Source organism: Rahnella sp. AN3-3W3, from assembly GCF_003263545.1.
In the GTDB taxonomy this organism is placed as follows: Bacteria; Pseudomonadota; Gammaproteobacteria; order Enterobacterales; family Enterobacteriaceae; genus Rahnella; species Rahnella variigena.
This window is the reverse complement of sequence record NZ_JYDG01000097.1, coordinates 1-12,789: the sequence shown is the minus strand read 5'-3', so window position 1 is coordinate 12,789 and position 12,789 is coordinate 1. Positions and strand designations below refer to the sequence as shown.

Annotated in this window: 13 protein-coding genes and 1 tRNA gene; 9 read left to right on the top strand and 5 right to left on the bottom strand. The window is 53.0% G+C overall.

Going from position 1 to position 12,789, the window contains the following annotated elements; all coding sequences use genetic code 11:
• Positions 1–38: 38 nt before the first annotated feature.
• On the top strand, positions 39–839 hold the full coding sequence (locus tag UC15_RS21430) for an endonuclease/exonuclease/phosphatase family protein (protein WP_112290801.1): 801 nt from the start codon (positions 39–41) through the stop codon (positions 837–839).
• 115 nt (positions 840–954) lie between these two features.
• On the opposite strand, the gene mltD is transcribed toward UC15_RS21430, so the two are convergent.
• Positions 955–2,340 (bottom strand): murein transglycosylase D, encoded by a 1,386-nt coding sequence (gene mltD, locus UC15_RS21425; protein ID WP_112290800.1) that lies wholly within the window; start codon positions 2,338–2,340, stop codon positions 955–957.
• Positions 2,341–2,409: 69 nt separating this feature from the next.
• Positions 2,410–3,165, bottom strand: coding sequence for a hydroxyacylglutathione hydrolase (gloB, locus tag UC15_RS21420; protein WP_112290798.1), 756 nt, complete (start codon positions 3,163–3,165; stop codon positions 2,410–2,412).
• A gap of 43 nt (positions 3,166–3,208) precedes the next feature.
• Between gloB and UC15_RS21415 the strand changes: the two genes are divergently transcribed.
• Positions 3,209–3,934 carry a class I SAM-dependent methyltransferase gene (locus tag UC15_RS21415; protein ID WP_112290797.1) on the top strand — a complete coding sequence of 242 codons (726 nt, stop codon included), beginning with the start codon at positions 3,209–3,211 and terminating at the stop codon, positions 3,932–3,934.
• A gap of 30 nt (positions 3,935–3,964) precedes the next feature.
• Here UC15_RS21415 and rnhA read toward each other — a convergent pair whose 3' ends face one another.
• Positions 3,965–4,432: a ribonuclease HI gene (gene rnhA, locus UC15_RS21410; protein ID WP_056781594.1), complete on the bottom strand. Its 468-nt coding sequence runs from the start codon at positions 4,430–4,432 to the stop codon at positions 3,965–3,967.
• A 270-nt stretch (positions 4,433–4,702) separates the two neighbouring features.
• Between rnhA and aguB the strand changes: the two genes are divergently transcribed.
• From aguB to UC15_RS21390, 4 genes are all read left to right on the top strand, one after another.
• Positions 4,703–5,587, top strand: coding sequence for an N-carbamoylputrescine amidase (gene aguB, locus UC15_RS21405; RefSeq protein WP_112290795.1), 885 nt, complete (start codon positions 4,703–4,705; stop codon positions 5,585–5,587).
• A 3-nt stretch (positions 5,588–5,590) separates the two neighbouring features.
• Positions 5,591–6,676 (top strand): agmatine deiminase, encoded by a 1,086-nt coding sequence (aguA, locus tag UC15_RS21400; RefSeq protein ID WP_112290794.1) that lies wholly within the window; start codon positions 5,591–5,593, stop codon positions 6,674–6,676.
• 79 nt (positions 6,677–6,755) lie between these two features.
• Entirely contained in the window at positions 6,756–7,493 is a 738-nt protein-coding gene (gene dnaQ, locus UC15_RS21395; protein WP_112290792.1) for a DNA polymerase III subunit epsilon, read from the top strand.
• Between the two features lie 139 nt (positions 7,494–7,632).
• Positions 7,633–7,709 (top strand) — tRNA-Asp (locus UC15_RS21390).
• An 83-nt stretch (positions 7,710–7,792) separates the two neighbouring features.
• On the opposite strand, the gene UC15_RS21385 is transcribed toward UC15_RS21390, so the two are convergent.
• On the bottom strand, positions 7,793–9,295 hold the full coding sequence (locus tag UC15_RS21385; protein WP_112290791.1) for an NCS1 family nucleobase:cation symporter-1: 1,503 nt from the start codon (positions 9,293–9,295) through the stop codon (positions 7,793–7,795).
• A gap of 177 nt (positions 9,296–9,472) precedes the next feature.
• Here UC15_RS21385 and UC15_RS21380 point away from each other — a divergent pair, with 177 nt between their 5' ends.
• The 3 genes from UC15_RS21380 to puuE are packed head-to-tail and all read left to right on the top strand — an operon-like array spanning position 9,473 to position 11,896.
• A complete protein-coding gene (locus UC15_RS21380; RefSeq protein WP_112290789.1) occupies positions 9,473–10,207 on the top strand; it encodes a GntR family transcriptional regulator in 735 nt (244 codons plus the stop codon).
• On the top strand, positions 10,207–10,965 hold the full coding sequence (locus tag UC15_RS21375; RefSeq protein WP_112290787.1) for an aspartate/glutamate racemase family protein: 759 nt from the start codon (positions 10,207–10,209) through the stop codon (positions 10,963–10,965). Before UC15_RS21380 ends, UC15_RS21375 begins: the two co-directional genes overlap by 1 nt.
• Positions 10,958–11,896, top strand: a complete 939-nt coding sequence (gene puuE / locus UC15_RS21370) for an allantoinase PuuE (protein ID WP_112290786.1) — start codon at positions 10,958–10,960, stop codon at positions 11,894–11,896. Before UC15_RS21375 ends, puuE begins: the two co-directional genes overlap by 8 nt.
• Before the next feature lie 460 nt (positions 11,897–12,356).
• Here puuE and UC15_RS21365 read toward each other — a convergent pair.
• On the bottom strand, positions 12,357–12,789 hold a 433-nt coding region (locus UC15_RS21365; protein ID WP_157961020.1), incomplete at its 5' end, for a transposase.

Below are 12,789 nucleotides of genomic sequence, written 5' to 3'. Positions count from 1 at the left end.
CATATAGCAACGATATAACGGGTAAACAGGCGATTAGCGTGCGGAAAAAAACATATGCAATGAGGTATGTCGCAGGTCAGCCCGCTGAGCAAATCTTTCCGGGTGCCCTCGCACATTTAGGGCCGGATTTGCCGCCGGGTGCTGCGCTACCCAACTCGAATATTCTGCGCGTCATGGTGTGGAATATCTTTAAACAGCAGCGGGCTGACTGGTTGTCAGTTCTGCGCGATTACGGCAAAGATGCGCAACTGGTGTTACTTCAGGAGGCGCAGACGACGCCCGAACTGATCCGCTTTGCCACATCCAACTATCTGGCTGCCGATCAGGTGCCGGCGTTTATGCTGCCTCAGCACCCCTCTGGCGTGATGACACTCTCTGCCGCGCATCCGGTTTATTGTTGCCCGTTGCGTGAGCGTGAGCCACTTCTGAGGCTGTCTAAATCGGCATTAGTGACTGTCTATCCGCTTCTGGATGGTCGTTTGCTGATGGTAGTGAATATTCATGCCGTCAATTTCAGCATCGGTATCGACGTCTACAGCAAACAGCTCGACCCGATTGGTGAGCAGATTGCTAACCATAAAGGGCCGGTGATTATGGCGGGGGATTTCAACGCCTGGAGCAAACAGCGTATTAACGCACTGTACGGCTTTGCGGGGAATATCCATCTGGAGGAAGTGCGTTTTCCTTCTGACTATCGTAAGCGGGCGTTCGGCAGGCCGCTGGATTTCATCTTCTACCGAGACCTGAGCGTCACCAGTGCGTCGGTGATGGAAACGCGGGCTTCAGACCACAACCCGTTGCGGGTTGAGTTTATGGCAAGTAAACCGCTGGCGTTGTAGCGTTTTTTTGTTGAACAAAAGAACGCGGCTCAAAAGAACACAGTCAAAAAACGCAGACATAAAAAAAGCACCCGGAATATTCAGGGTGCTTTTTTATTGCCGGTACCGTTACGAATCAGGTATCAGGACTCATCTTGTTACTGACGAACAACGTTAACTTGTTGCCCGGCTGCAGGTTGTCGGCATTAGTGTTCCAGCGCATCACATCTTTGATGTTGACGCCGTGACGCTTGGCAATGCTCGACAATGAATCGCCTTTACGCACCTGATAAGTGATGCTGCCGCCATTGGCACTGGTATCGCTGACGCTGTTATCCGCCACCTGCAGTGTTTGCCCAACTTTTAACGCGCCTGCTGAGCGCAAATTGTTCCAACGCTGTAAATCACGGGTCTTCACATTCAGCCGGGCTGCAATGCCAGACAAGCTGTCGCCGGAGCGAACCTTGTACTGTTTTGCACCTGACGGAGTGTTGCTGGCCAGTTTGGTTTCCTGTACTGCGGCAATATCGCCATCAGCCAGTGAATCTTTTAACTGGTCGGCATGCGCCTTCGGCAGAACGATGTAATGCGGGCCATTCGGCGCGGTTACATTTTTCTTGTAGCCAGTGTTAAACGACTTGAGCTTGGTCAGGGACATGCCCGCCATCTCCGCCGCCTGGGTCAGTTGCATCTGCTGTCCGACTTCAACACGCGCCAGGGCACGGTCTTCACTCGGTTTCGGCAGGTTGATACCGTATTTTTTACTGTGCTTGAGAATGTCGCTCAGGGCTAACATCTTCGGCACATAAATCGATGTTTCACGTGGAAGCGCCAGCGCCCAGAAGTCAGTCGAACGACCCTTAGCTTTGTTCGCTTTCACCGCTTGCATTACGCGGCCTTCACCACTGTTATACGCAGCAACGGTCAGTAACCAGTCACCACCAAACATCTTGTTGAGGCGTTGCATCATATCAAGCGCAGCGGTTGTCGAAGCCACAACATCCCGGCGACCGTCATACCACTGGTTTTGTTTCAAACCATAGTTTCGACCCGTTTGAGGCACAATCTGCCACAACCCTGCAGCGTTAGCTGATGAGGTTGCTTTAGGGTCAAAAGCGCTCTCCACTATGGGTAGCAGTACCAGTTCCATCGGCATATTACGTTTCTTAATCTGCTCGGTGATCCAGTACATGTACGGCTCTGCCCGTAATGTTACATCGTGGAGATAGCTCTTATTCTTTAAATATTTAACTCTTTGTTCGCGGATCCGGGGATTATCCGGAACCTTCATCTTCAGCTCGTCGCCTATGAAGTTCCACAAATTTTGTTGGGAGACGGTGTCGTTTCCATCCAACCATCCCCCAGAGGCCGCACGGCCATCATCTGTGTACTGTCCTGCTTCACTTTGACTTGCTGAAGACAAACTCTGTGCATGTTGTTCCGGTACCTTCACGCCCTGCCTGGACGCCTGGCAACCTGTGAGCAACATGGAGGCGATTATTAGGATCGCGTTTGCCTTCATGTGTGTGTCATAGTTGCTTAAAAGACGAGCGATAATACTTTGCTTCGAAAAAAAACACAACCTTTGGGGCTAAAAGCTATCTTTCAGTGCCCTTAATTGCGCGAAAACCTGCCAGTCAGGCTTTAAGGAACCGTTAAGGTTTAATTTGTTTTGTAAATCAACATCATCGCAACGTAAAAAGAGGTTAATTTTACGCTCAAGACCGAGGGTAGAAGGCAGGGAAGATTGTCCCTTTTCACGCATTTGTTGCACTTTGTGCTCATGAGAATGAATATCATGATCCTGCGGTAAAATGGAGCGCGCAAACTTAAGATTTGAGAGAGTGTACTCATGTGCGGCGCAGACTAATGTTTCATCAGGCAGGGCTGCTAAGCGTTGAAACGACTGGTACATTTGCTCCGGCGTCCCTTCGAACAAACGGCCACATCCGGCGGAAAACATCGTGTCTCCGCAGAAAAGATAAGGTGCGCTATAGTATGAAATGTGACCAAGAGTGTGCCCGGGCGTAGCAAAGATCTGCCATTCCAGACCGCCAATTACCAATTTATCGCCGTTTTTAAGACTAATCTGACTAAATTTGTTCTCAGTTTCGTGAGGTCCGTACACTTTCAGACCCGGAAAATGGCTGCAAATCTCATCAACACCCCCAACATGGTCGTGATGATGATGCGTCAGGAGGATAGCCGTCGGGGTTAAATTATCCTTTTTCAGCGCGGCTAAAACCGGCGCTGCTTCACCGGGATCGACAATCAGGCAATGCCCTTGCTGGTCATCGAGCATCCAAATGTAATTGTCCTGCAAGGCAGGAATACTGATAAGATTCATGGCAACCTCTCTTTGGCAACTGCTTGAAAGAAGATAACAAACTATGCGACCAGCCCGCGCCCGTAAGAAAATAGTTGCACCGGCTTCATGGGAAGATATCCCATGCGGCGACTACTACCGTGCCGCGCTTGAGCAACAACTGCAACCCTGGTGGGGCAAACTTTACGGGTTCCACCTGCTGAAAATCGGCGCATTAAGTGCCGAAATCGATGCTCAGGCCTGTCCGATCTCGCATCAGGTGAACTTCGCACCGGAAGGCGAGGGGCTGCATGTTCAGGGCGATCCTTACTATTTACCGTTTGCGGCAAAATCGGTGGATGCCTGCCTGCTCAGCCATACGCTCGCTTACGCGGATGACCCGCACCGCATACTGCGTGAAGTGGATCGTGTGCTGATTGATGACGGCTGGATGGTGCTCAGCAGCTTTAATCCGCTCAGTCTTTTAGGTATCGGCAAACTGATGCCGGTGTTTCGTAAACGCCAGCCTTACAGCAGCCGTTTATTTACCCAGATGCGTCTGCTCGACTGGCTGTCTTTGCTCAATTATGAAGTGATGGTTCACCGGCGTTTTCACGTGCTGCCGTGGAAAAAGAATGGCGGAAAATTGCTGAGTACGCATCTTCCTGCGCTGGGGTGTATGACGCTGATCATTGCCCGCAAAAGGACTTTCCCGCTGACACCGACCGCGAAAAAAGTCCTCGCACAGAAACAAAAAATACCGCAGGCGGTGGGGGCGACGAAGAGTTACCGGGAAGAACATCGGGATTGAGTTGAGAAAAAAATGACCGACGCCAGCCGTTTAATTCTCAGCCTGATAACCCACATCTTCCAGCGTCGGATTCCCCGCCGCTTCTTTCGCAAGCACGTCGCACCGCTCATTCTCAGGGTGTCCGGCGTGGCCTTTGACCCACATCCAGTTCAGCTGATGCGTCTGGATCGCGGCGTCGAGGCGTTTCCATAAATCGACGTTTTTCACCGGTTTTTTGTCTGCTGTTTTCCAGCCACGTTTCTTCCAGTTGTGGATCCAGGTGGTAATGCCCTGGCGCACATACTGGCTGTCGGTGCTCAGCGTCACTTCGCACGGCGTGCTCAATGCTTCAAGCGCCACAATCGCCGCCATCATTTCCATGCGGTTATTGGTGGTCAGACGAAAACCCGCGCTGAACTCTTTTTCGTGTTGCTTATAGCGTAATATCGCGCCGAAACCGCCGGGGCCGGGATTACCCAGGCAGGAGCCGTCGGTGAAAATTTCTACCTGTTTGGTCATATCTGGCAGGCTCTGTCATCAAAAGTAAAAACCAAGTCTGACATAAACCGCCGTGCCGGGCACAGCAATATCTTGGGGTGTAACTGTCTGAAAGCGGGCGCTGAGGAGGCTTTGTAACAGGTTTGGGCATCAGTAATGACTCTTTTGGCTGGAGAGCGCTGTCTTTTGCAATATAATAGGAAACTGCAGAGTGCCAGTTCAAAACTCTGAGTGAGTTCCGACTTTCATGGTTTTTTCACTGCCAATTTTCCAATGCTTTAAGGATGTCTAATGAGAAATGTTACGGTTTCTGCAACACAAATGAGCTGCAGCTGGGATCTGGAAAAGAATATTGTTAACGCTGAGAAACTGGTTCGCCAGGCTCATTCTAAAGGCGCACAAGTTATTCTTATTCAGGAACTTTTTGCTGCGCCTTACTTCTGTATTGATCAGAGCCCTGAGCATTACAGCCTGGCACAGGAGCTGGATAACAGCCCGCTGATCCGCCATTTCTCTGCGCTGGCGAAAGAACTGGAAGTGGTACTGCCTCTGAGCTTCTTTGAAAAGTGCAATAACGCCTATTACAACTCGCTGGTCATGATTGATGCTGACGGCAGTGTGCTGGACGTTTATCGCAAAACTCACATTCCGAACGGCCCGGCCTATCAGGAAAAACAATTCTTCATTCCGGGCGACACTGGCTTCAAAGTGTGGAATACCCGTTATGCGAAAATCGGCGTGGGCATTTGCTGGGATCAATGGTTCCCGGAAACCGCACGTTGCCTGGCATTGCAGGGCGCAGAAATCATCTTCTATCCGACGGCGATCGGTTCAGAACCGGCGTACCCGGAAATCGACAGCCAGCCACACTGGACCCGCGTTCAGCAGGGCCACGCTGCGGCTAACCTGGTGCCGGTGATCGCCTCTAACCGTATCGGCACGGAAAAAAGCAAATTCATTCCTGATTATGAAATGACCTTCTACGGTTCTTCCTTCATTGCTGATCAGACCGGTGCGCTGGTTGAACAAGCCAACAAAACGGAAGAAGCCGTGCTGGTTCATACCTTTGATCTGGATGCTATTGCTGCACAGCGCGCATCGTGGGGTCTGTTCCGCGACCGCCGTCCTGAAATGTATGGCGCAATCGCGACATCCGACGGTTCAACAAGGAAATAACTGATGTCTTCTATTGATATCAATCCTCAGGCTGAAGGTTTTGCGATGCCCGCTGAATGGGCATCGCAGCAGGCTGTCTGGATGATCTGGCCTTACCGCACCGATAACTGGCGCTCGAACGGGCGTCCGGCACAGCTGGCTTTCGCCAATGTGGCGGCAGCGATTGCGACAAAAACGCCAGTATTTATGGCGGTTCCGGCAGCGGAAATGGCCAACGCACGCGAAGTGATGCCAGCGCAGATTACGCTGGTGGAAATGGAAAGCGACGACGCCTGGATGCGTGATACCGGCCCGACCATTGTGGTCAATCCGCAAGGCGAGCGTCTGGCTATCGACTGGACATTCAACGCCTGGGGCGGCTTCAACGGCGGTCTGTATTCGAGCTGGGAGCGCGACCAGCTGGTTGCCCGTCAGGTAGCGAACTATCAGCACATTCCTTATGTGTCGACGGATCTGGTGCTGGAAGGGGGCTCCATTCATGTGGACGGCGAAGGCACCTTGCTGACCACCGCAGAATGCCTGCTCAATCCGAACCGCAACCCTGATCTTTCTAAAGCTGACATTGAAGCGCAGTTGCAGAAATACCTCGGCGTGAAGCACTTCATCTGGCTGGAAGAGGGCGTATTTAACGACGAAACCGACGGACACATCGACAATATGTGCTGCTTCGTGCGACCGGGTGAAGTCGCTTTGCACTGGACTGACGACGAGCAGGACCCGCAGTACGCGCGTTCTGCCGCAGCGTTAAAAGTGCTGGAAGCAACGAAAGATGCCAAAGGGCGCAGCCTGAAAATCTGGAAAATGCCTTCGCCTCCTGTGATGCACGCCACCGCAGAAGAGACGATTGGGGTATTGCCGGGTACGGCGATTGAACGTGTGGAAGGCAACCGTCTGGCAGCGTCTTACGTCAATTACCTGATCAGCAATAACCACATCATTTTCCCGCTGCTCGATGCGAGAACCGATAAGCTGGCTGAAGCAATGTTTGCGCAAATGTATCCGGATTATAAAATCACCGGTATTCCGGCCCGTGAAATTCTTCTGGGTGGTGGTAACATCCACTGCATTACGCAGCAAATCCCCGCGTAAGATAAAGTGCCCGGCCGTGTCTCTTTACGTGCCGGGCAGACTGTTTCTGCCATTGACTGTCAGCGTTGGAAAATGACCCATGGATTTACAAAACACATCTAACAGGATCGTCGTTCTCGATACCGAAACCACCGGTATGAATAAACTCGGCGTCCATTACGAAGGGCACCGGATTATCGAAATCGGTGCTGTTGAAGTGGTTAACCGTCGTCTGACGGGGCGCAATTTCCATGTTTATCTCAAACCCGATCGTCTGGTGGATCCGGAAGCCTTCGGCGTTCACGGCATTAGTGACGAATTCCTCGCGGATAAACCGACCTTCGCCGACGTTGCTGACGACTTTGTCGAGTACATTCGCGGCAGCGAATTAGTCATTCATAACGCAACGTTCGACATCGGCTTTATGGATTACGAGTTCGACATGCTTGGCCGTAATCTGCCGAAAACCGAGACGTTCTGTAAAATCACCGACAGCCTGGCGATGGCGCGTAAGCTGTTTCCCGGCAAGCGTAACAACCTCGATGCTCTCAGCGATCGTTACCTGATCGACAACAGCAAACGTACGCTGCACGGCGCATTGCTTGACTCCGAAATTCTTGCCGAAGTTTATCTGATGATGACCGGCGGCCAGACCAGCATTAAATTCACCCACGAAGGCGAACAAAATACCGGCGCTGACGGGCTCGGGATCCAGCGCGTGGCGCGTCCGGCGTCCGGGTTAAAAGTGATTGCGGCGAATGAGCAGGAACTGGCGTGGCACGAAGAAAGACTGGATCTGGTGGTGAAAAAGGGCGGCAGTTGTTTGTGGCGTTCTTAAGCCGCTTTTCCTGACTTTTGGATTGAAAATATCCAGCCTGCGGAAAAACTGTGCGGTTGATTGAAAATATCAGGAAAAGCATTGACGTAAGGGCGGGAATTCCTTAATATCCGCTCCGTTCTTAACCAGAACAAAACGCGGAGCGGTAGTTCAGTTGGTTAGAATACCTGCCTGTCACGCAGGGGGTCGCGGGTTCGAGCCCCGTCCGTTCCGCCACTATTCAGAAGCCCTGAGTGAGAAATCACTCAGGGCTTCGTCGTTTCAGCCATCCTGGCTGTTTCCTTCCTTGTATCAGTCTGTTATTCCGCTTCGATTTTCATATAGCCCATTGCGCCGCTGGCCGCACGATCATGGCGGGCGATGTAACGATAGAAACCGCCTGCCAGGAATGCGCCAATAAACCAGCTGAAGTTCGCCACCTGATGCAGGCCTGGCGTAAAGCTTATCACCAGACCAATCACCACTGCGGGTACCAGGGCTGCAATCGCTTTCGGGTTAAACCCGTTGCGATACCAGTAACGGCCGGAAGGCGTGGCGTTAAACAGCGCATCGACGTCCATATGACCGCGTTTGATCAGATAATAATCCGCCAGCAAAATCCCGAACAATGGCCCGATAAATGCCCCCAGCACATCCAGCGTGTAGTGGATAATTTCCGGTGACTGGAACAGGTTCCACGGCGTCAGCAGCACAGAACCCACAGCAGCGATCATCCCGCCGGTACGGAAACTGATTTTCTGCGGTGAACAGTTAGAGAAGTCGAACGCCGGCGACACGAAGTTCGCCACGATATTGATACCGATGGTGGCGATGATCATGGTCAGCAGACCAAGCGCCACGGCAACGCTGTTACCCACACGGCTGACGGTCTCGATAGGATCGGTGATCATCTGCCCGAACAGCGATTGTGTCCCTGAGACGATAACTACGGTCACAATCGAGAACAGCAGGAAGTTAAACGGCAGACCCCAGCGGTTACCGCGACGGATTTCGCTCATGCTTTTACCGTAGCGGGAGAAGTCACCAAAGTTCAGCAGCGGACCGGAGAAATAAGACACCACCAGCGCCGTGGCGGTCAGCATTTCCCAGCCTTGCTGACCGACTGTCAGGGTTTTGGTGGATAACGTAAAGGAGATATTACTCAGCCCGGTTTTATACAAAATCCAGCCCGCCAGCATCAGCATAACAACATACACTGCCGGACCCGCCACATCGATAAAGCGCTTAATCGCGCTCATTCCGTGCCAGAACACCATCGCCTGCAATACCCACATAATGCCGAAACAAATCCAGCCGAGGGCAGAAAGGCCCAGCCAGTGCGGCACGGTCAGCGGCGTCAGGGAAGGGAAGAATTTTAGCAGCACCAGCATTAACGCGCTGGCCGCCAGATAGGTCTGAATACCGTACCACGCGAAGGCGATCAGCCCGCGGATCACCGCCGGAATATTCGCCCCGAATACACCAAATGCCTGACGGCAAATCACCGCGTAGGGCACACCGGCTTGCTGGCTTGGCTTCGCCACCAGGTTGGCACAAATCTGCACGATACAAATCCCGCACAGCAAACACAGCAGCACCTGCCAGCTGGTCAGGCCGAGGGTGAAGAAACTCGCGGCGACCACATAACCGCCCATGCTGTGTACGTCGGACATCCAGAAAGAAAATATGTTGTACCAGCTCCAGTTCTGGTCACGGGTCGGCGCTAAATCATCATTGCACAGCCGCGGGCTGTAATAAGGCTTGATGATCCCGGCACCCTGTTCGGAAGACGCCGTTGCGGAGGTGATTTCCTGATTTGGCATAAATCGTGCTCCTGTCATAAACAACATGTGAAAGTCGGAAGCCGGTGACCGGCTGCCCAAAGTTAAAAAGCAGTCACGGGAACACTGCATGAATCAGGCCAAACTTCACTTCTTGTATACAAAAAATCTATTTCAGGTATACGATAAATACACAAAACGGTATACGGAGTAACAGCAATGACCAGTTGGAGCGGGCTGAATACGGCCTATTTTACCGAGGATAAGGACGACCACATTTACAACGCGCTGGTGAGATCTATTGTTGAGCACCAGCTTTTACCCGGCAGTAAATTACCCGAAGAAGCACTGGCGGAAGTGTTCTCGGTCAGCCGCACGGGTATTCGCCGTGTGTTACAGCGCCTTGCCGCAGTGCAACTGGTGACGATATTGCCCAAACGTGGTGCGCATGTGACCGCGCCGGATGCCGCAGAATCGCGCGATGTTTTCGCGACCCGTAAAATTCTCGAGTGCGCCAACCTGCCGCAGGTGATTGCCCGTTGTCAGTCGACCCATCTGGTCGCACTGAAGAAGCTGGTGCAGGAAGAAAAGCGTGCCCATGATGAGCGCGACGGCGCTGCGGCAATCCGTCTGTCCGCCGCTTTTCACGTCCAGCTTCAGGCCATTTCTGGCAACAAAGTCCTGACCGAATCCGTCTCTCAGCTCACATTGCGATCTTCACTGGCGATCGCCGCCTGGGGCGCACCGTGGCAGCAAGGATGCCGTTGTCATGATCATGACGATCTGCTGGAACTGCTGAAAAAACGGGACGCCGTGGCGCTGTCCGCCAGCATGGCGCAGCATTTTGACAGCATCGTCGCCAGCCTGCGCTTTGAGCAGAATAAAGGGCCGACGCCTGATTTCGCGCAGATTTTTGCAGCCCGGATGCAGGTCACAGAAAAGGACTCAGACTGATGGCGAATCCACTTTGTATACAACTGATCAATCCCAATACCAGTCAGGCGATGACCGACGTGATGGCGCAAACCGCCCGCTCGGTGGCGGCGCCGGAGACACAAATTCTGGCCGTTTGTCCGGAAGAGGGCGCGCCGTCCATTGAAGGGCATTTCGATGAAGCAATTGCCACATTGGGCGTGTTACAGCAGATAAAAGCCGGACGGGATGCGGGTGTCGGGGGGCACATTATTGCCTGTTTCGGTGATCCCGGATTACTGGCCGCCCGTGAACTGGCGCGCGCGCCGGTTGTCGGCATTGCCGAAGCGGCGATGCATCTGGCGACAATGGTGGCGACGCGATTCTCTGTCGTCACGACCTTGCCGCGCACGCTGACCATTGCCCGGCATTTGCTGCATCAGTACGGATTCGAACGCCATTGTGCGGCCTTACACGCCATCGATTTACCGGTGTTATCACTGGAAGACGGCAGCGGGCTGGCGCAGCAGAAGGTGCGCGAGCAGTGTATCGCGGCGAAAAAATCCGACGGCAGCGGGGCGATTGTGCTCGGTTGTGGCGGAATGGCCGATCTGGCGCAGGAACTGACGCTCGAGCTGAACATACCGGTGATCGACGGCGTCAGCGCGGCGGTCAAAATGGTCGAGTCACTGGCGTCTTTACGCCTGACGACCAGTAAACACGGCGATCTGGATTATCCGCTGGAAAAACCTTTGTCTGGTCGTTTTGCCGGACTGAATCTGAGAGAACACTATGTCTGATTTTGAGTGCGGTTTGACTGATGCATATCCGCGTGACCTGATCGGTTACGCCGGACGTCCGCCACACGCTAACTGGCCGGGCAACGCCCGCATTGCGGTGCAGTTTGTTCTCAATTACGAAGAGGGCGCTGAAAATAACGTTCTGCATGGCGATGCCGGTTCCGAGCAATTTTTATCTGACATCATCGGCGCAGCCAGTTTCCCCGACCGCCATATGTCGATGGATTCGCTGTACGAATACGGGTCACGTGCGGGTTTCTGGCGCATCCACAATGAGTTTCAAAAACGTGGCTTACCGCTGACCGTTTTCGGTGTAGCGATGGCGCTGGCACGCAATCCGGAAATCGTCAGCGCGATCAAAGCGGCGGATTACGACGTTGTCAGCCACGGCTGGCGCTGGATCCACTATCAGAACATGAGCAAAGCCGAAGAGGCGGAGCACATGCAAAAAGCCATCACTGTGCTGCGCGACCTGTTCGGCAAAGCGCCGTCCGGCTGGTACACCGGCCGCGACAGCCCGAACACCCGCCAGCTGGTCGCGGAGTCTGGCGGATTCCAGTATGACAGCGATTATTACGGTGATGACCTGCCGTTCTGGACGCCGGTGAAACTGGAAAGCGGCGAAACGAAACAGCATCTGGTGATCCCATACACGCTGGAAACCAACGACATGCGGTTTGCCTCCCCGCAGGGGTTCAATACCGGCGAGCAGTTTTACACTTACCTCAAAGACACCTTTGACGTGTTGTATGAAGAGGGCGAAACCTCGCCGAAAATGATGTCGATCGGGATGCATTGTCGGATCCTGGGACGTCCCGGGAGATTTCGCGCTTTACAGCGGTTTCTCGATTACGTCGGGTCACATGAGAAGGTGTGGGTGTGTAAGCGGCAGGATATTGCCGACCATTGGGTTAAACATTTCGGTGTTTAATCTCGAAATTCAAATTCAAATTCAAAACCTTGGGCTCGCCGCCCAAACTGGCCCAGAGGACGCGTAAGCGCGCGCCCTCTGGACTCCCGCGCTTTCTCACTGCGCGCTATCGCTAGATAATATGTTTCAGGTATCACCGTGACAGGCTGGAAATCTTGCCGCTGCGCGGTTCCCTCTCTCGGTCCTGAAGCCTTAGGTCTTCAGGCCGCTCCGTTCGGCAAGATTTCTGAATCGCCCGCGCGATCTTAAATTCAAAGGCAGACTGCTTTCATCTTTTAGAAAAGTGCATTGGCGTGATCAAAAATTTTGCTGAACGGAGCGGCTTCGAGACCACAGGCTCGAAGACCGAGAGAAGGAACCGCGAAGCGGCAATATTTTGCGCCACTCACTGCTCTACCGGAACATGTTCGTCGTGCCTGCGATAGCGCGCAGTTAAAAGACGTGGGAGATACCGTCTTAATTACGCTTTAGCAAGGGGGGTTTTTTCGTCAAAAGGTAGCCCCGATTTCAATACGCCGTAAGCGATCTGGAGCAATTTCCTCATCGCTGCGCAGACTACAACCTTACCTTTTTGGCCACGAGCTAGCATTCGGTCTCGTAATGATTTTACGACAGGATTAAACGTCATCGCCGTCAATGCTGGCATGTAGAGAGCCTTCCGCAAGTTGGCACATCCACGCTTTGATATATGGCTTTGCCCTTGCCACTTACCAGACTCTTTCTGATAAGGGTTTAATCCTGCAAATGCCACAACTTTTCCGCTATGGCTAAACTTGGACATATCGCCGAGATAGCCTATTAATGTCGCACTCAGAACGTCGCCGATCCCAGGAATTGACGTAAGAAGCGCTTTTCTTTGCCGAAGTTCGGGAGCAGCATCAATATGCTTTTTT